The sequence below is a fragment of the Atribacterota bacterium genome, from assembly GCA_028717805.1.
Taxonomy (GTDB): Bacteria; Atribacterota; Phoenicimicrobiia; order Phoenicimicrobiales; family Stramentimicrobiaceae; genus Stramentimicrobium.
In genome coordinates this window covers 58,858-79,354 of the sequence record JAQUNC010000003.1, presented here as the reverse complement: position 1 = coordinate 79,354, position 20,497 = coordinate 58,858, and the positions used below count along the sequence as shown (strand labels likewise).

Below are 20,497 nucleotides of genomic sequence, written 5' to 3'. Positions count from 1 at the left end.
TTCTATGTCATACCTGTATCGGATAAAATACAGAAAGAATGGACCTTTGAAATTTATTTCTCATCTTGATTTAAATTTATTAGTGAGAAGGATATTGTTGAGAGCAAAAATGCCAGTGGAATTGACACAAGGCTATAATCCCAGGATTAAAGTTTCCTTTGGTCCAGCTTTACCTCTTGGTGTAGAGGGATGGCAGGAAATTATGGAAATTACATTAACAAAACTATTAACGAAAGAAAAATTAAAAGATGTAATTAACAAAGTTGCTCCATCTGGATTTCAAGTACTGGAAATTGAGCAGGTTTTAAATAAGGGGATCCCATTAAGTAAGTTACTAAAGTATGCCTCATATTTAATTTATTTAATATTAATTAATAATATGGAAGAAAATAGAAAAATATATTATCGGAATAAGATTGATTATAATGTTAAATATATATTAAATAAAGGTGAGATTAAAACTATAAAAGAAACAAAAAAAGGATTAAAAGAAATAGATTTACGACCTTATATCCACAAAATGACTATCCTACCGAACAGTTATGATGGGATAATTATTAATTTAATAGAAAATATTAAATCAGGAGAATGTATTAATCCCAATTTAATAATTAACAGTTTAATTGATGATGTTAAGGAATATTTTTTGATTAAAAAAATTATTCGTGAGAAAATTATTATTAATTAATTGTACAATTATGAATATTTATATTCATAATTAAAAGAAAATTTATTTATAATGGACTTTAAGTGTTGAGAATAAAGGTTAATTAATATTTATTAATTAATTTTATATTTTAAAAAGTTTTAAAGAGGAAGGTGACTCCTGAATTATGGAGTATAGAGCTAAGCAAGTAATCATTGATAGCAGTTTAGGTGAGGAGCGGATTGCTATATTAGAAAATAATAAGTTAGTGGAAATATACATTGAAAGATTGGAAGATAAAAAGATTATTGGAAATATATATAAAGGAAAGGTGATGAATGTTTTACCAGGTATAGAAGCCGCTTTTATTGATATAGGAATAGATAGAAATGCTTTTTTGCATTTGAATGATGTTATACAATCATTTGGTCGTAAAAATGACAAAGATAATGATATAAACAAATTAATTAAAATGGGACAGGAAATTGATGTTCAGGTTGTAAAAGAAGCGATTATACCGAAAGGAGCAAAGGTTACTACAAATATCAGCTTGCCAGGGCGTTATCTTGTTTTGATGCCGAATAACAATTCCATAGCTGCTTCTAGAAGAATTGAACAGGAGGAAGAAAGGGAAAGACTGAAAAAAATTGTTCAGCGAATCAAGAAAAATGAATACGGTTTTATTGTTAGAACTGCTGCTGCTGGGAAAAGCGAAGAAGATCTGTTACCAGATATGGATTTTCTTGTCCGTTTATGGAATAAAATTCAAAAGAGAAGTAGAAGAGTTAAAGCACCTTTATTACTTCATGAAGACTTAAGCCTAACTTATAGAGTAATTAGAGATTTATTTACAGAAGAGATTGATGAATTTGTAGTAAATTCTGAACAAGAATATGAAAAAATAATTAATTATCTTGATACACTCTTTTTATTAGAGTTAAAACCAAGAGTTTCTTATTATGATGGAGATAAACCAATATTTGAGGTGTATAACATAGAAAAGGAAATCAATAAGGCATTAGAGAAAAAAATATGGTTAAAATGCGGTGGTTATCTTGTTTTTGATGAAGTTGAAGCCTTGACTGTAATTGATGTAAATACCGGGAAATATGTAGGCGGCAAAAAAATGCGTAATACTATTTTAAAAACAAATTTGCAGGCAGCTGAGGAAATTGCCAGACAATTAAGGCTAAGAGATATCGGTGGAATTATTGTAATTGATTTTATTGATATGGATAACAAGGAAGACAAGGAAAAAGTTATAAATAAGTTAGAAAATGAATTAAAAAAAGATAGAACAAAATCAAATATTGTACAAACCACTGAATTAGGATTAGTTGAAATGACCAGAAAGCGTTCCAAAAGAGATCTGGATTCATTACTAAGAACAGCCTGCCCATATTGTACAGGAAGCGGACGTATTCTATCCCCTGAAACAGTGAGCAATCAAGTAATACATAAACTGGAAGATTTAGGTAAGAATTCTAAAGCAGAGGCAATTTTGTTAGGTGTAAATCCTGAAGTAGAAGAAGCACTCTCTGCAGGTAAGATGTTATTAATAAAACAGTTAGAACGAGATTTTAGAAAAAATATCTATATTAAAGCGCTAACAGATCTTCATATTGAAAAAATTAAAGTTATTGCTGTTGGAAAAACAAAAGACATAAAAAAGATTTTAAAAGTATTATAAGATTGGATATTTATTTAACATCATATATGTGGATATACAAAGTTATTTGAATTAAATCTTAAAATCTGTTGACAGGTTAAGACATATATGATAAATTTTATAAGCTACATACGCACTGGATAGGTTAAAAAGCAGAAGCTACCTTTTCAGGCGATTTATTTATGCAGGAGGAGTTAACAAAGATGCATGCCATAATTGCAACGGGAGGGAAACAATATCTAATTAAAGAGGGAGATATAATAAAAGTTGAGAAATTGGAGTCTGAAGTAGGAGAAAATATAAAATTTGAACAGATATTAATGCTGGAAAAAGATGGTAAATATAATTTTGGTGTACCCTTAATTGAGAAAGGTTTTGTTGAAGGAAAAGTATTGAGACATGGAAAAGCAAAAAAGATAATAATATTAAAATATAAACCAAAGAAAAAATATCAAAGAAAAATTGGCCATAGACAAATATTTACAGAAATAAAAATTGAAAAAATAAATGGTTAAGGGATAAAATGAGAAATAAGTGTTTCATTAAAGTGAGCAAATGAGGTGAGGTAATATGGCTCATAAAAAAGGACAGGGATCAGCAAAAAATGGTCGTGATAGTATTTCCAAACGACTTGGTGTTAAAAGATATGACGGACAGTTTGTTCGTAGTGGTAATATAATTGTTAGACAAAGAGGAACCAGGATACTCCCTGGTAAGAATGTCGGACGTGGAAAGGATGATACATTATTTGCTCTTATTGATGGTTATGTTACCTTCAGAACTACGGGAAAAAAGAGAAAACAAGTGACTATTGTGACCTATGCCACAGAAGCATAGCACATTATAAAAACCCCTGAGTTTTAACATAACTCAGGGGTTTTTTATTAATTAATTTTTAGTAGCTATTAATTTACTTATAGAATGAAGAAATGTTAGAGAAAAAAATAATATAATACTAATTAGTAATAATTTAAGAAGATTATTGAAGATTATAACTAATTTTGAATTAGGCAAGGCTTTATGGTTAATATAAGTATATATAAAAAGCGAAATAACCTAAAAAGGGTAAATTTATGTTTATTGATGAAATAATAATAAATGTTAAAGCTGGAAAGGGTGGTGATGGTTGCGTCAGTTTTCGAAGAGAACGGTTTATACCAAGAGGTGGTCCTGATGGTGGTGATGGAGGAAGAGGAGGAAATGTATTTATTCAAGTTGATTCACAAATAAAAACCTTAATTGAATATAAAAGGAATCCCCATCACAAAGCAGAAAATGGGGAAGGAGGAAGTGGTCGTAAAAAGAATGGTAAAAAAGGTAAGGATTTAATTTTAAGAGTCCCGGTGGGAACTGTTGTGGAAAATATGAAAGATCATAATATTATTGCAGATTTATCTGAGCCTGGGGAAAGAGTTTGTGTTGCCTATGGCGGATCAGGGGGGAAAGGTAATTATCGTTTTAGAAATTCAATTATTCAATCACCTAGGTTTGCCCAGAAAGGAGAATTTGGAGAAGAAAAAACTGTTAAATTAAACTTGAAATTAATTGCGGATGCTGCTTTAATAGGATTCCCTAACGTTGGTAAATCAACCCTCTTATCTAGAGTATCTGCAGCTAAACCTAAAATCGCAGATTACCCCTTTACAACCATTGAACCTTATTTGGGTATAGTATATGTTGATAGCTATAACCAGTTCATTCTTGCTGATATTCCGGGATTGATTGAGGGAGCTCATCAAGGAGCGGGATTGGGGATTCGCTTTTTAAAGCATATTGAAAGAACTAAAGTTCTTGTTCATATGATTGATGGATCAAAAATATCTGAAAAAAACATTATGGAAGATTATACTACCGTAAAGAATGAATTGAAGCAGTTTTCACAAAGCTTGAAAAATAAAAAAGAATTAATTGTAATTAATAAATGTGACTTACCAGAAGTGGAAAAAAGGATAGAAGAGATAAGAAATATTTTTTCTAAAAAGAGTAAAAATATATTTTTTATTTCAGCTGTTACTGGTAAAGGTGTTCAAGAATTGATTTATCAAATATTTAAAAACATTAATCTTGTTGAAAAAAAGGAGTTAACACCTGTTTTTCATCCACAAAACAAGATTGCTCATTATAGGTATAAGCCCGCCTTTATTATCAGGAGAGAAGGGAAGCAGTTTGTGATAGAAGGAGAAAAAATAAGTAAATTAGTTTATCAGTATGATCTAGCTAATCCTCAGGCATTAAAATATTTGCAGGAGAAATTAAAAGGTTTGGGAATTGAGAAAGTACTTAAACAAAAAGGGGCTCGAGATGGAGACATAGTAAGAATTGGCGAAAAGGAATTTTACTTTTTTTCTTAGGCAAGTTATGATATTATGTAAAACAAGAAAAATGGTAAATCAGTAAAAAAGATTTTTTAAAATATGAAAAAGTAAAATCTAGAAATTAGCAATGGAATGGTTGGATAAAGATTCTCAAAGTTACTTATCATAATTATATTATAATTAATAATTTAGAAATAATGGTTCCATTTTATTATTTGATCAGTGAAGGTAAGGATGTTTTATATAAACCTATACGAGAAATATGATTATTCACAGAAAGATATAGTTAAAAGTAAGAGATTGTTAATACCCTATGTATTTTATTTAATTTTGTTAATAATTCTTTTTTGTACTATTTTTAACACATTTTCTATCGCTTTAGAAAGTAAAAAATTTGCAGTATATTATTTTAATAACCTAACGGGTAGTCATGATTGGGAGTGGTTAGAAAAGGGATTCCCTGATATGTTATGTCAAACTTTCTCTCAATCAGAAAAAATTAACCATGTTCCTATAGAGGAAATTGAAAAACTAACAGATATAGATAATGAATCCTATCATAGACTGGCAGAAACAAGGGATTTAAATTTGTTTCGTTCTTTAAGTAATTTATTGAAGTCAGATCTGATATTTACTGCATCTTTTTCCCTGAAACAGAAAGAATTTCTTAGCTTCAACTTAATTATGTATCAGGCACAGCTTGATGAACTATTTGAGCTTAAAGAGATGACAGTAATACCAGAAGATTTATTCTATTTAAAAGAAAATATTGCTAGAGCTATTTTACAGGAAGCGAAGGTATTAATTGATGATGAATTGGACATTAATCTGAAAAAAAATATTTCTTCATCTTTGATAGCATTAAGGAATTACTATCAATCCATAGAATATAAAAATAAGGCTATAGCAGAATATCAAGGTGTAGACTTTCCAAGTAAACCTTTCTGGAAAGAAGCAATGAATTATGGTGAAAAAGCTGTTTCAGAAGATCCATATTTTGCGGAAGCTTATTATCTATTATCTCAAATATACGAAAGGACCAAATGGACTTTCCGAGAAATTACTAGTCTTGAGAAGTTTATTGAAACTGCTAAGAATAATACCAATATTAAAGTAAGTTATCAGAGGTTATCAGAAGCTTTCTATCGCTTAGCGTATTCTAAATATGAGCAAAATGATATTACTTCTGCTCTAGAATATTCAGAAGATGCTATATTCTATCAAGCAAATAATGTTAAAGCCAGAATATTTTTAATGCGGCTTTATTATGATACTGGACAAATATCTAAAGCTTTAGAACAAGCAGAGGAAATAAAAAAAATTGAGACAGGAAATCAAGACATTGAATGGTTTTTTAGACAATACCAACAAGCTGAAATATATGGCAAGGAAACATATGAATTATACGTCACTGGATATAATGCCTATAGCAATAAGAAATGGGTTGATGCTATTAGTCTATTAACGAAAGCCATAAATCTTAATCAAGAGTTTAAAGAAGCGCATTATTTTCTGGGATTAAGCTATTATCATGCTGGAGATATAATAAATTCGATTAGATATTTAGAAGAAGCCGTCAGATTAGATCCCTTTGATAGTAATGCAAGAATATATCTAAATAAAGCAATAGAAGAAAGGGAATTTGGTAGGGAAGCAGTTTGGACATTTAATCAGGGTTATCAATACTATATTTCTGGTGAATATGAAGAGGCATTACTTCGGTTTAAAGAATCTGCTCAAAAGAATCCAAATTTTGAGAAAACTAGGATTTATTTGATGCGAACTTATTATCATTTAAACCAAATGGATGAATATCTGGCAGAAAGAGAAAGAATAGGTGGAGATAAGGTTTTCGATATTGATTGGGAAAAAGAATACTATCAATTAGCTTATAATTTTTATTCTTTAGGTAATTATGAAATAGCACTTGATAAATTGAATGAAGTTCTGGAAGTAAATCCAGATTTTTTAGAAGCTAGATTTCTTATAGCAGAAACATTATATAACTTGGGTAAATATAACGAAGCAAATCAACATTATAAATACATAATAAATAATTATATCGATTCTATGTATTATGAAAATGCTTTATTAGGTAATGGTTGGTGTAGTTATTTGTTGGGAGATTATGCAGAAGCAGAAATATCACTGGAATTATTGGTAAAAAATTATTCTGGAAGTACACTTTATCAAGAAGGGATTTATAAGTTAGGAAAGATATATTTTCAGCAAAAGAAATATACTCCAACCATCAATCTTTATGAAAATTTATTAGTAGTTGATTCTTTAGTAGGGTTTGATAAATTTGAAATTAGATATATTTTAGGGCAATCCTACTTCTGGGAAGGCATTTACGATAGAGCCAAAGTTTATTTTGCAGATATTATAAATAATAAACCTAGTTTTGAATTAATAGATGAAACCAGATATTATTACAGTTATGCATTATTTAGAGAGGGCAATTATCAAGAAGCTAGAAAAATATTAGAGGAACTAGTAAAAAAAGAAAGTCAGATTAAAGATGAAACATCATATCTTTTAGCGAGAGTTCTGTTAGAACAAAAAGAATATGATAGGGTGATAGATATTAATAGCTCTTTGATAGAGAAGACCAAGGATATTGATATGTTGGAAAGGCTATTATTCGATTTAGGTTTAGCTTATTCTAGAAAAGGAGAAGATAGTAAAGCAATACTTTTTTTTGAGAGAGCATTAAATCAGTTTCGTGATGGAGAATTATCCAAAATTGTTTCCCTGGAACTTGCTCAGAGTTATTATCATTTAGGTCAGTATCAGGAGGTACTAACAATTTTAGATGATTTAGACAGTAAAGAAGCGTTAGAACTTAAAATTGATGCAGCAAGCAAGATGAATAATGAAGAAAAGTTACTTGATCTTTACCGGGGATTTTCTAATCAATATCCAGATGGTTCTCTAGCTATAGAGGGATTTTTTTCAATGGCCAAATCTAAATATGAAAAGGGTGAGTACCAGGAAGCTCTTAATTTATTTCAAGAAATAGAAAGTATGATTACTCAGGCAAAGATGAGGCAAGAAATTATATATTGGCAAGGACTCAGTCTTTATCGTTTAGAAAATTACTTGAAAGCAGAAGAATATTTCCAGAGCGTGGATCATTTTGCTGGTGACGAAATAGCCATAAGATCTCTGTATATGGTTGGCGAAACCTGCTATAAACAGGAAAAATATTCTGAGGCAATTCAACATTATCAAGATTTTTTAAAATATTATAGTTCACATTCTTTGGCAGCACATGCAAAATATAGTGTGAGTTGGAGTTATTTAAATATAAAAGATTACTCAAAGGCTATAGAATCATTTAGTAATCTTGTTCAAGACTTTCCTGATAGTCAGTTTACAGAAGAAAGTAATTTTTTAATAGGAAAGATATATTTTTTAGCTAATAATAATAATGATTCCAGAGTGACATTACAGGAATTTATGATGGACTATGCTGAGAGTAATTTTGCCGAAGAAGCCCTTTATATTGTAGCACAAATTTATTTAGATGAAGAAAAATGGATAGATAGTATTATAAATTTTGAAAAATTAATTGATCAATTTCCAGATAGCCATTATCTACCTGGATCATTATATGGTCTTTGTTTGAGTTACTTTAAAAAAGGAGAATATGAGAAAGCTTTACACGTTGGGGATAGATACCTGGATAATATACCTACAGGTGTGTTTGTCTGTGACATTTTATATATAACTTCAATTTGCCTGGAAGACTTGGGATATCAGTCTCAAGCGAAAGAAAGGTATGAAATAATAATGAAAAATTGCTCGGATACTTCTTATGTTGATAGTGTAAAAAGACAATTAGAATAAGCGGGAGAAAAGCAGAGATTTGTCCATACTGAAAGCGTAAGCAAGATAGATTTATAACTTATTATATTAGTATGTTAATAATATTGATAATATAACAGAAAGGTAAAGATATTTTATAACTTTGGAGGAGGCAACTTAGTAATGTTTGAATTATTTAATAAAGGCGGTTTTTTGATGTACCCCATATTTTTCTGTTCCTTGCTAGCCATTGCAATTTTCTTTGAGAGGATGTTTTATTTAAAAAGTATTAAAACTTCTACCAGAAAATTTAGTAGTCGTATCAGCGATTTGATTAGAAAAGGAAATATTAATTTTGCAATTACTGCCTGTCGTAAAAACTATTCACCCATATCACAAATAATTTTATCAGCTTTATTGAAATATGGTAGCTCAAGGGGAGAGATAAAAGAAACAATTGAAGATACTGCTAATCAGGAAATATCAATTCTAGAAAAAAACTTACCGGTACTGGCTACTGTAGGAAATATTGCTCCTCTGTTAGGTTTGTTGGGTACCGTATTTGGTATGATAAAAGGATTCCAGGTAATTTCATCAATGGGTGTTGGGAATCCCGAAGCTCTAGCTGGAGCAATTTCAGAGGCTTTATTAACTACAGCTTTTGGACTTTCAGTGGCTATTCCTACTATCGTTGCTTATAATTATCTGATAAATAGAGTAGATAGACAGATAAAAGAAATGGAAGCAACTAGCATAGAGATTTTAGAATTATTATCTATTAAGAGGGAAGTTAATGAGGAGGAAGTGAAAATAGATGAAATTTTATCATCCCAATAGTAAGACTCTTAAATTTGATTTAACTCCATTAATTGATGTAGTATTTTTGCTACTTATCTTTTTTATGTTAACTACCACATTTATAAATGTAGAAAGTGGAGTTAAAGTAGATTTACCCAGTGGTGATTTTGCAGCTGTAAATGAGCAAAGGAATGTAGTTGTTACTATTACTGAGAATAACGTAATTTACGTTAATAATCGATTAATCGATCCAAATAATTTATCTGAGATAGTGAGAGAAGAAATTAAAGATAGCTCTAAATCTCTGGTTGTTTTAGAGGCAGATCAAAATATTACTCATGGCAAAGTTGTTAGAGTTATGGACCTTATAAAGAAAGGTGGAGCAGAAAGGATTGCCATAGCTACTAAACCAAGAGAAGAGTAATTAGGAAAGATAAAATTTAAATAAGGTGATTAATAAAAAAAATGGTAGGATATAGATCAGAAAGAAGAAAACAGCGTTCAAAGAGTTTTTTAGGGCGTTCATTCCTAATTTCATTAATTCTTAATATTATATTCATTCTAGCTTTTAATAATTTTATATCTTTTGATTTTATAAATATTCCAGAAATAGAAGAAATAATAATGGTTACTTTAGTAGAACTACCTTCCATTCAAAATCCTACTACTGTTAGACCTGAGATTACTAGGGAAGAACCAATAGCAGAGATAAGCGTTAGACCGAGAGTAGAGCCCTCATTACCTGAACCAGCCAAAATACAGGAAATTGAAACTAAGCCAATGGTGGAAAGACAGGAAATACAAGAAGAAAGCAGTCCTAGGGTTGAAGTAAAAATGCCAGAGATTGATATTCAAGCTAAGGAAGAAATAGCGCCGATTAAGGAAGAAATATCGTTAAGGCATGACGTGCAAATAGCAGCAAGAGACTTGAGTCCTAGTATTGCTAGTAGAAGGGAAATTGAGGGAGAAGTATTAGAAGAAGGAGAATTTGAAATTCAAGCTAAGCTGGGTTTAGAAGGAAGAGAACGTATTGAATCTACTTATGGGACAGTTGTAACTCCTGGCGAATTCAGTACTTTACCAAAAACAGTAGAAAAAGAATCTCCTTTTGGCAAAAGAGCACTGGCGATTATGGTCGATAATGCCAGGGATTCTAGGCCGCAAAGTGGATTAGAAAATGCAAATATTGTCTATGAAGTACTTGCAGAAGGTGGAATCACACGTTTTTTAGCTATTTTTGCCACACAAGAAGCTGATAAAGTTGGGCCTATTCGAAGCGCTAGGCCATATTTTATTACTAAAACTCTTGAGCATAATGCTATTTATGTACATGCTGGAGAAAGTCCTGATGCAGCAATATTTATAAGAGAAGAAAGAATAGATGATATCAATGAATTAATTCATTTTCAGCCTTTTTGGAGAATTCAGGAACGTAAACCTCCTCATAATCTTTATTCTTCCACTGAACGACTTAGAGAAGAAGCCAAGAGATTGGGTTATATTGAAATGGTCAATAAAGGTGACTACCAATTTGAAATTGATTCAAATGAAAAACTTAACGGGAAAGAAGTTAATAAGATAGATATTAAATATAATGTTAATTATACTGTTAGTTATAAATATATCCCTGAAATTCAAAGATATATTAGATTTATAAATGAAGAGCCTCATGTTGATATTGAAACAGGTAGGCAGCTACAGGCTAAAAATATTATTATTCAACATAGTGATAAAAAGATATTGGATTCTGAAGGTAGGCTGGCCATCGATTTTATTGGTACTGGAACTGGATTAATTATTTATAATGGTAAATCAGAAGAGATTACCTGGTCTAAAGAAACATTAAGTTCTAAAACATACTTTTTTAATAAAGATGGAAACAGACTGGCAATTCAACCTGGAAATGTCTGGATACAGATAATTCATCCAGATACAGAAATAATATATTAATTTTTAATAACATGAATATAAAAAGATTTTAAATGAATGAAAGATTTTTGAATACTGATAATAATAATCAACAAAAGGATTTAATAGAATCTTTTTTGGAATATCTAACACTAGAAAGAGGATTATCATCTAATACCATTATTTCCTATCGTTATGATTTGTTAAAGTACCATGAATTTATAGTAAATAAAAAACAACTATCTTTTCAAGACGTGAATAGAGATATTGTTTCTCAATATTATCATTATTTATATCAGATTAATTTATCTATTAATTCTATTTTTCGTAATTTAATTGCTTTGAAAATGTTTTATCGTTTTTTACTTTCTGAAGGGCATATACAGAATGATTTAACTAGATTTATCGAATTCCCTAGATTACAAAAAAAATTACCTGAAGCCTTGAATTTAAAAGAATTAGATAAACTTTTAGCTGAAAGAAATTTTACAGGACTGTTAGGAAAGAGAGATCAGGCTATCATTGAACTTTTATATGCTACTGGTATGAGAGTTACAGAATTAATAACACTTAAAAGGAATGATATTAATCTGGATCATCAATTATTAAAATGTATTGGTAAGGGAAATAAGGAAAGGTGGATTCCCTTTACCGATAGAGCACACAGTATCTTAACTGATTATCTTCAATTAATTAGACCAAAATTAATAAAAAAAGAGGATTCAAATAGATTGTTTTTAAATAATAATGGTAAACCCATCACTCGCCAGGCTATTTTCTATTTAATAAAGAATTATGCCAGGAAATCTGGAATTAGAAAGAAAGTAACGCCTCATACATTAAGGCATACCCTGGCTACTCATTTAATTGAGAATGGAGCAGACTTAAGAACAGTACAGGAGATGTTAGGACATTCGGATATTTCAACGACTCAGATATACACTCATGTGAGTAGAAAGTGGATTAAAGAAGAATATTTTAAGGCTTTTCCTAGGATATAGTAGTAATATGTAGTCTTAAATAGTATGAGAAAAATAAGAATGATAGGGGGATTTTAATGAGAGAAATTCTTCAAAAGATTACAGAAAGCATCCAATCAATCAGAGAATATACTAAAATCAAACCAGAACTTGCCATTATCCTTGGTACTGGATTAGGCAGACTTGCCGAGGATATCGAAAATAGTGTGCTAATACCATATGATAAGATTAAAAATTTCCCTATTTCTACTGTTCCGGGACATAGTGGTAATCTGGTTATGGGCAAATTGGAAGATAAATTAGTAGTTGCAATGCAGGGTAGATTTCACTATTATGAAGGCTATAGTATGCAAGAAATAACCTTTCCAGTACGCGTAATGAGGGAATTGGGAGCCAAGATAATTATCATATCTAATGCGTCGGGAGGAATGAATCGCTCTTTTCAAAGGGGAGATTTAATGCTCATATATGATCATATTAATTTAATGGGTGATAATCCTTTGATTGGACCGAATGATGAAAAAATAGGTCCACGTTTTCCAGATATGTCTGAAGTATATGATAAAGAACTAATTTCCCTATCTGAGGAAATTGCTCTTAAAGATGGTATAAAATTGCACAAAGGAGTTTACGCAGGATTAACAGGACCAATGTTGGAGACTCCTGCAGAGTATAGAATGCTTATTAAAATTGGTGCTGATGCTGTAGGCATGTCAACAATTCCTGAAGTAATTGTAGCAAATCATATGAATATGCGAGTATTAGGTATTTCATGTATAACTGATTTAGCGATAGATGGAGTAGTAGAAAAGGTTCATTTTCAAGAAATATTAGATGCAGCTGCTCATTCAGAGCCTTTAATGACTCATATTGTAAAAAAGGTAATAAAGAATATTGTTATATAATTTGATTAAAGTCGGTTTTTTATCAACACTTCCAGTAACAGAGTTAAGAGGAGCGATACCTGTTGGTTTGAACATTTACAATTTACCGGTATTGCCAACCTATATATTTGCGGTATTAGGAAATATAATTCCGGCATTGTTTTTACTGATGTATCTAAAATCATTTTCTGAATTTTTAAGAAAATGGCCTATCTTTGATATATTTTTTTCTTGGTTATTTAGAAGAACTGGTAAATATGAAAAAAAATATGAAAAATATGGAGCATTATTTTTGTTCTTTTTTGTTGCCATTCCTTTTCCTGGAACAGGAGTTTGGACCGGTTCAGTAGCAGCTTTCTTATTTGGAATACGTTTCTGTTATGCTTTCCCAATGATGGTAGGAGGTGTGGTTAGTGCGGGAATAATTGTTACTCTGGCAAATATGGGTATCATTAATCTTTTTACTTAATTAAGAAAGTTATTGATAAAAAAACATATAAAAATGGAATTATAACGAATATGATAACAAGAACCATTGAATGGAAAGATAACAAAGTATTGATGATTGATCAAAGGCAATTACCTCATAAATATGAAATATTGACCTGTACAACTTATTATGAGGTTATAAAAGCCATAAAGAGTATGGCTATCAGGGGTGCTCCCGCTATCGGTGTTGCTGCTGCCTATGGGATGGCTCTGGCAGCAAGTACTATCAAAGAAAAAAATAAAACTATTTTTATCAATGAGTTAAGAAAAGCAAAAATTGAATTGTCAAAATCCAGGCCTACTGCGGTTAATTTATTTTGGGCTTTAGAAGAAATATGGAATTTAGTCGTCAGTTCAGATGAATCAATAGATGGTTTAAGAAAAAAAATATTGCTTAAAGCAGAAAGTTTAGCTGAACAGGATATTAAAACTAATTATCGTATTGGGGAAAATGGATTAATACTTTTTCAGGATGGAGATAGCATATTAACTCATTGTAATGCTGGATCACTGGCTACTGTTTTTTACGGTACTGCTTTAGGTGTTATACGTTCAGTTTTTAAAAAAAAGAAAAATATTAAAGTATATATAGATGAAACTCGTCCTGTTTTGCAAGGAGCCAGATTAACTGCCTGGGAACTTAAAATTGATAAAATACCTGTTACTCTTATATGTGATTCTGTGGCTGGATTTTTAATGTATCAGAGAAAAATTGATAAAGTTATTGTAGGAGCTGATCGAATTGCTATCAATGGTGATGTAGCAAATAAAATAGGTACCTATAGTATTTCTGAGTTAGCAAAAAACCATAGTATTCCTTTCTATGTAGCTGCTCCGATCTCAACCATTGATTTTAATATAGAAAATGGGAAAGATATACCAATTGAAGAAAGAGATTCCCTAGAAGTTACTAAAATTATGGATAAGAAAATTGCTCCAGACGATATTGCTGTATATAATCCGGCTTTTGATGTCACTCCCAATAAAAATATAACTGCAATTATTACTGAATTTGGTGTATTTAAACCGCCTTATAGGAAAACGTTAGGGTCTTTCTTAGCAAAATATATAAAAAAAGAAAAGGATTGGTGAAAGAATTGCAAAATCAAGATAAGTTTTTAATTAGTGGTGGCATTCCGCTACAAGGTATAGTGGTAATTGATGGTGCAAAAAATTCTACTCTTTCCATAATGGCAGCATGTCTTTTAACAAGTGAGATAAGTATTTTAGAAAATGTACCACAATTAAAAGATGTCTACAGCATGATAGAGGTTATAAAAACTCTTGGAATTAAAGTGGAATGGAAAGATAGTAGTACCTTGTATATAGATCCTGATGATTTTAATAATTACGAAGCACCATATGAATTAGTTAAAACGATGAGGGCTTCTTTTTTAGTAATGGGTCCTTTATTAGCTAGATTAAAAAAAGCCAGGATATCTCTTCCAGGTGGATGTGCCATTGGTGCTAGACCAGTTGACTTTCATTTAAAAGGATTTCGAGCACTCGGAGCAAATATTATTACTGAAAAGGGATATATTCAAGCAGAGGTTAAAAGATTAAGTGGGAATGATATTTATTTTGATTTTCCAAGTCTGGGAGCTACTGAAAACATTATGATGGCTGCTTCATTAGCTGATGGCATTACTATGATTGAAAATGCAGCAAAAGATCCTGAAGTAATCGAACTGGGTACTTTTTTAAATAAAATGGGAGCAAAAGTAAATGGACTTGGTACTGATATTGTCACTATTTCGGGAGTAAAAAAATTAAAAGGTGTTCATTACCGTATTATTCCAGATAGAATTGAAGCAGGAACTTATATGGTAGCGGCTGCAATTACTGGAGGAACCATAGAAATTAAACATGTTAATCCTTATTATCTAAAATCATGTATTGTAAAATTAGAAGAAGCTGGTATAAAGATTGATACTAAAGAGGATGATAGTGTAATTATTTCTAATTCGGGTATTCTAAAATCAGTTGATATAAAAACAATGCCATTTCCGGGATTTCCTACTGATATGCAAGCCCAATTTATGGCTTTAATGTCCATTGCAAATGGTACGAGTATTATTACTGAAAATGTTTTTGAAAATCGTTTTGCTCATGCTGGTGATTTGAGAAGGATGGGAGCAGATATAAAAATCGAAGGTAGAAATAGTATTATCAAAGGTGTAAAAAAACTTAGTGCCGCTCCCGTTATGGCTTCCGATTTAAGAGGTGGCGCTGCCCTGGTTCTGGCAGGATTGGCGGCAGAAGGAACTACTGAAATAAGCAGAATATATCATATTGACAGAGGCTATGTTAAGATGGAAGATAAGTTAAGAAAGCTGGGAGCCAAGATAAAAAGAGGTTAGTAACAATTAAAGTACGACAAAATATATTTTATTTATGGTAAAATATTAAATGGTTTGTATAAATAATAATTAGTATTGATGCACTAGCAAATGAGATTTAGAGGAGGTACTTTTATATATGCTAGGAATGGATAAAAGTTTAGGAATTGATTTAGGGACAGTTAGTGTATTAATTTATCAAAAAGGCAAAGGAATAGTATTGCAAGAACCTTCTGTTGTATCAATATATCGTGATACTGGAAAAGTATTTGCTGTAGGTAAAGATGCTAAAGAAATGATAGGTAAAACTCCTAGTAATATCATTGCTTTAGAACCTTTGAAAGCAGGGGTAATAGCTGATTATGATGTAACTGAAAAAATGTTAACGTATTTTATAAAAAAAGTATCTTCTAATTCTAGATTATTTCGACCACAAGTAGTAATATGTGTTCCGGCGGGCGGTACTGAGGTAGAAAAGAGAGCAGCCTTAGAAGCTGCGATTCAAGCTGGTGCTAAGAAAGCTTATCTAGTAGAGGAATCTATCTCTGCTGCAATTGGTGCCGGATTAGATATTAGCGAACCTTATGGCAATATGGTTGTTGATGTGGGGGGAGGAACAACAGATATTGCAGTCATTTCCTTAGGTGGAATTGTAGAGAGTGAGTCATTGAGAATAGCAGGTAATAATTTTGATGAAGATATAATAAAATATATTAAAAACAAATATAACTTAATGATTGGTGAAAAAACTGCTGAAAATTTAAAAATCGAAATTGGTACAGCAATGGAACCAGAAAATGAAATGTTTGCTGAAATTAGAGGAAGAGATCTTATTTCAGGATTGCCTAAAACTATAGAAGTAGGTTCATCAGAGGTGCTAGAGGCAATTTCAAAAAGTTTAGAAGCAATACTAGATTCTATTAGAATGGTTTTGGAAAGAACACCACCAGAATTAGCTGCTGATATTGCTGATAAGGGAATGGTGCTAACCGGTGGAGGTTCATTATTGAGAAATTTTGATGTTTTACTGACCAAAGTAAATAAAATACCAGCTTATGTTGCTGAAAATCCAATATCTTGTGTTGCTTTAGGAGCTGGTAAGGTATTGGATCAGATACATTTACTGAAACAGGGATTAATCAGTAGCAGCCATCGTTAATATAACCTACTAATAATAATTAAAAAGAATAATATTATGATATTTTTGAATAAAAACCAATTATATAAACCTTTAGTTTGGAAATTTTTTTATATTCTATTAATATCCATAGTTTTCAATATTTCTATTCCCATATATGCAATTACTGAAAACTATGGAGAATTTATTACAATTGATGAAATACATTCTGGAATGAAAGGAATAGGTAAAACAGTATTTTCAGGTATAAAAATAGAGGAATTTGAAGTTGAGGTTATAGATGTTATTCACGGAACAGGAATTTCCCATCCTTATATATTAGTAAAATTAAGTGGAGATAAAATTGATAATAATGGTGGAATTTCCGCAGGTATGAGTGGAAGTCCGGTCTATTTCGAAGGAAAATTAGCTGGAGCAATATCGCATGCCTGGGAAATGAGCGAACACAACTTATGTCTTATAACTCCAATAGATATGATGTTAACTCTGTTTGATTATATAGGAAAAGAAAAACAGAATGTGTATTCTAATGCCTCTATCAATAGTGCTATTATTTCTTTAGACTTTAATGAAAACCTAAAAATAAAATTAACAGATTTAGAAGCAATATTAAATTCAATATACAATTTTCGATATATTCAATCACCTCTATTAATTGGTGGTTTTAGAGAGCGAGCTAGCGATTATATAAAAAATAATCTACAGGAATATGGAATTACTTTAATACAAACCATATCTGAATTTCCAGATATTAGTAATGAGTTAGAAATTAATACTGGTATGAAAAAAATATTACCTGGATCAGCTGTTGGAGTGCAGTTATCTACAGGTGATGTTAGCGCTATTAGCATAGGGACAGCCACTTATTGTAAAGATAATTATGTATTAGCATTTGGACATCCTTTCTTGCATCATGGTAATGTATCTTATCTTTTTTCTGCCGTTTATATTTATCATAGCTTCCCCAGTATTGTAATGCCCTTTAAAATTGGTTCACCCTATCTTTTGTTAGGAGAAGTGATACAAGATAGAAATGCGGGTATCTTAGCTAGAATAAATAGATTTCCTAGCATTGTTTCTTGTAAAATAAATGTGTTTGATTCCGATCGAGATATGAATATTGCCAGTGGAACAAAAGTAATACCACAAAAAGAAATTGTACAAAGCATTGTACCAGCCCTTTTGATTCAATCTGTTGATAATGCTATTGATAGAATAGGTCAAGGAACAGCAAATATTAAGTTTTCTCTTAGATACAATGATGCGGGAAAAATATTACACTATGATAATATTTTTTTCAGTGAAAATGATATAGCAGTAGAAATCAGTCAAGATTTAAACAACTTATTTGATTTATTGTATAATAATTTCTATGAAAGAATAGATTTAAATGAAATTGTAATTAATGTTACCATAAAAGAGCATAACCAAAAAGCTATTATTAAAGAGGTAAAATTAGATATTAAAGAATGTCATCCAGGGGATATTATTGAAATCCCGATTATAATTACTCCTTTTAGACAAGCTGATGAAGAAAAAATGGTTCAGATAAAACTACCTGATGATATAACTGCTGGTAGTGCTGTAGTAATAGTCAGAGGAGGCTCATCAAAAGAAGAGATAAGTGGTAAATCTATTCCCCAAGATAATCAGAATTATTTGTTAAATGGTTGGCCAGAGATTGAAAAATACCTAAAGGAAAAGGAGAAAAATAACCAGATAATTGCAGAAGTTGTTCTGTTTAATGATAATGAAAGGCCGAACTTAATGATTAGAAATGATACGGATGATATTAAAAATAACTTAAAGGTTATCCTGGATACTAATTTTGTTATAGAAGGATATCATGAGATATTCTTAAATATTAAGAATAAGAATATTAATGAAACGGAGTAAGATATTCATGAAAAATTTTGCCATCATTGCTGCAGCCGGAAATGGAAAGAGATTATACAGTTATAACAGCAAGATGTTAGTGCCGATTTTGGGGAAGCCCCTTCTTTCTTACACCTTAGATAAGTTTGAAGAGGCGAAAAAAATTGATGATATTATACTGGTAATTAGATCTCAAGACCGAAAAAAAATTGAACGAGAAATAATTAAGAAGAATAATTATAGTAAAATTAAGACCATCATTATGGGTGGCACTACCAGACAGGAGTCAGTATTTAATGGATTGATGGCTATTAAGGAAAATGATGGAATTGTTTGTATTCATGATGGTGCTCGTCCATTGTTAAAGAAATGGATGATAGATGAAACAATAAAGATGATTGATATTTTTGATGGAATAATTCTCGCTATCCCAGCTGTTGAAACTATTAAGAAGGTGATATTGTCAGAAATGGCAGTAGATAGAACGGTTGACAGAGATAAGTTCTGGATTGTTCAAACACCTCAGACATTTAGATTAGGTCACATTAAAGAATTTTACCAAAGGGCAATGAAAGAAAATATCCAGGTTACTGATGATTCTGCCATTTTAGAGTATTATGGTGGAAAAGTTGGTATTCTCCGTGGTTCTGAAGAAAATATTAAGGTTACAACGAAAGTTGATCTGTTGTTAGCCGAAGCTTTAATTAAAAAATATTCTTGTTTAAAATAATATGGTAGAAAATGTCCTAAAATTAAAAAGCTATGCCAAAATAAATTTATATTTATATATTGAACGAAAATTAAGTAATGGCTACCATAATATAGAAAATATTATGCAAACTATAGATTTGTATGATGACATATACCTTAAACAAACAGATAATCCAGGTATTTTTATTGAATGTAATAATCCAGAAGTGCCTATAGGTAATAATAGTATAATTTATAAAGCCACTGAAATATTAATGAAAAGTATAAATAAGGGAATAAGGATTTCTATTAATAAACGCATACCAATTGCCGCTGGATTGGGTGGAGGATCATCAAATGTAGGCACCATTTTAATAGGCCTTTGTAAACTTTTTAATTTAAAATTAAACTCATCTCAAATTATTGCTATATCAACCAAATTTGGAATGGATATACCTTTTTTTATAGTTAGAGGTACCATCTTTGCTAGAGGCAGAGGGGAATTAATTGTTCCACTTAAACCCATTTTTCCATCTATTCCTTTAATATTAATTAATCCTGGAATAAAGATTCCAACTAAATGGGCTTATCATCTTTTTGATAAATTCATTGGTAATAATACTAGAACTACTATAGATATTTCTAATCTTTTAAACAAGAAGGAAGCAATCAAGCCTATTGAAATACATAGAATTATTTATAATAGCTTTGATTCTGTTCTTTCTAAAGAATACCCTATAATTGAACAAATGAAAAATAGATTAAAAAGTTTAGGTTCAGTAGTTGTTAATATATCAGGAAGTGGTCCAACAGTATATGGAATTTTTAAACAGCAGAAAGAGATAATTCAAGCTTATCATAAAATTAAAGATGAATATCCCTTTGTCTGTAAAACACAAACAGTGCAAGCTGATAGAATTTTTTTATAGTAAAACATTAAATGGAATAATTTCTTA

18 protein-coding genes are annotated in these 20,497 nt (G+C 30.7%); all 18 read left to right on the top strand.

Going from position 1 to position 20,497, the window contains the following annotated elements:
• Positions 1-4: 4 nt before the first annotated feature.
• The 18 genes from PHD84_01495 to ispE all read left to right on the top strand — a co-directional run bounded on the left by PHD84_01495 (position 5) and on the right by ispE (position 20,470).
• Positions 5-688: a TIGR03936 family radical SAM-associated protein gene (locus PHD84_01495; protein ID MDD5636482.1), complete on the top strand. Its 684-nt coding sequence runs from the start codon at positions 5-7 to the stop codon at positions 686-688.
• A 145-nt stretch (positions 689-833) separates the two neighbouring features.
• The gene (locus PHD84_01490; GenBank protein ID MDD5636481.1) at positions 834-2,336 is read left to right on the top strand and encodes an Rne/Rng family ribonuclease; all 1,503 of its coding nucleotides are present in this window, start codon (positions 834-836) and stop codon (positions 2,334-2,336) included.
• A 182-nt stretch (positions 2,337-2,518) separates the two neighbouring features.
• A complete protein-coding gene (gene rplU / locus PHD84_01485; protein MDD5636480.1) occupies positions 2,519-2,830 on the top strand; it encodes a 50S ribosomal protein L21 in 312 nt (103 codons plus the stop codon).
• 55 nt (positions 2,831-2,885) lie between these two features.
• Complete coding sequence (gene rpmA / locus PHD84_01480) at positions 2,886-3,152, top strand: 50S ribosomal protein L27 (GenBank protein MDD5636479.1); 267 nt, start codon at positions 2,886-2,888, stop codon at positions 3,150-3,152.
• A gap of 236 nt (positions 3,153-3,388) precedes the next feature.
• Positions 3,389-4,666: a GTPase ObgE gene (gene obgE / locus PHD84_01475; GenBank protein ID MDD5636478.1), complete on the top strand. Its 1,278-nt coding sequence runs from the start codon at positions 3,389-3,391 to the stop codon at positions 4,664-4,666.
• Positions 4,667-4,864: 198 nt separating this feature from the next.
• Positions 4,865-8,482, top strand: coding sequence for a tetratricopeptide repeat protein (locus PHD84_01470; protein ID MDD5636477.1), 3,618 nt, complete (start codon positions 4,865-4,867; stop codon positions 8,480-8,482).
• A gap of 141 nt (positions 8,483-8,623) precedes the next feature.
• Positions 8,624-9,277 carry a MotA/TolQ/ExbB proton channel family protein gene (locus PHD84_01465; protein ID MDD5636476.1) on the top strand — a complete coding sequence of 218 codons (654 nt, stop codon included), beginning with the start codon at positions 8,624-8,626 and terminating at the stop codon, positions 9,275-9,277.
• Positions 9,255-9,662 (top strand): biopolymer transporter ExbD, encoded by a 408-nt coding sequence (locus PHD84_01460; GenBank protein MDD5636475.1) that lies wholly within the window; start codon positions 9,255-9,257, stop codon positions 9,660-9,662. Before PHD84_01465 ends, PHD84_01460 begins: the two co-directional genes overlap by 23 nt.
• 41 nt (positions 9,663-9,703) lie before the next feature.
• The gene (locus PHD84_01455; GenBank protein ID MDD5636474.1) at positions 9,704-11,188 is read left to right on the top strand and encodes a DUF3048 domain-containing protein; all 1,485 of its coding nucleotides are present in this window, start codon (positions 9,704-9,706) and stop codon (positions 11,186-11,188) included.
• Between the two features lie 32 nt (positions 11,189-11,220).
• Positions 11,221-12,147 carry a site-specific tyrosine recombinase XerD gene (gene xerD / locus PHD84_01450; GenBank protein MDD5636473.1) on the top strand — a complete coding sequence of 309 codons (927 nt, stop codon included), beginning with the start codon at positions 11,221-11,223 and terminating at the stop codon, positions 12,145-12,147.
• Between the two features lie 56 nt (positions 12,148-12,203).
• A complete protein-coding gene (locus tag PHD84_01445) occupies positions 12,204-13,031 on the top strand; it encodes a purine-nucleoside phosphorylase (protein ID MDD5636472.1) in 828 nt (275 codons plus the stop codon).
• On the top strand, positions 13,021-13,479 hold the full coding sequence (locus PHD84_01440; GenBank protein ID MDD5636471.1) for a small multi-drug export protein: 459 nt from the start codon (positions 13,021-13,023) through the stop codon (positions 13,477-13,479). Before PHD84_01445 ends, PHD84_01440 begins: the two co-directional genes overlap by 11 nt.
• Before the next feature lie 50 nt (positions 13,480-13,529).
• Positions 13,530-14,591, top strand: coding sequence for an S-methyl-5-thioribose-1-phosphate isomerase (mtnA, locus tag PHD84_01435; GenBank protein MDD5636470.1), 1,062 nt, complete (start codon positions 13,530-13,532; stop codon positions 14,589-14,591).
• Positions 14,588-15,859: a UDP-N-acetylglucosamine 1-carboxyvinyltransferase gene (gene murA, locus PHD84_01430; GenBank protein ID MDD5636469.1), complete on the top strand. Its 1,272-nt coding sequence runs from the start codon at positions 14,588-14,590 to the stop codon at positions 15,857-15,859. Before mtnA ends, murA begins: the two co-directional genes overlap by 4 nt.
• A 118-nt stretch (positions 15,860-15,977) precedes the next feature.
• The gene (locus PHD84_01425; GenBank protein ID MDD5636468.1) at positions 15,978-16,997 is read left to right on the top strand and encodes a rod shape-determining protein; all 1,020 of its coding nucleotides are present in this window, start codon (positions 15,978-15,980) and stop codon (positions 16,995-16,997) included.
• A 36-nt stretch (positions 16,998-17,033) separates the two neighbouring features.
• The gene (locus PHD84_01420) at positions 17,034-18,872 is read left to right on the top strand and encodes a SpoIVB peptidase S55 domain-containing protein (GenBank protein MDD5636467.1); all 1,839 of its coding nucleotides are present in this window, start codon (positions 17,034-17,036) and stop codon (positions 18,870-18,872) included.
• A gap of 7 nt (positions 18,873-18,879) precedes the next feature.
• Positions 18,880-19,581, top strand: a complete 702-nt coding sequence (gene ispD / locus PHD84_01415) for a 2-C-methyl-D-erythritol 4-phosphate cytidylyltransferase (GenBank protein ID MDD5636466.1) — start codon at positions 18,880-18,882, stop codon at positions 19,579-19,581.
• Position 19,582: 1 nt separating this feature from the next.
• Positions 19,583-20,470 carry a 4-(cytidine 5'-diphospho)-2-C-methyl-D-erythritol kinase gene (gene ispE, locus PHD84_01410; protein ID MDD5636465.1) on the top strand — a complete coding sequence of 296 codons (888 nt, stop codon included), beginning with the start codon at positions 19,583-19,585 and terminating at the stop codon, positions 20,468-20,470.
• Positions 20,471-20,497: the final 27 nt, after the last annotated feature.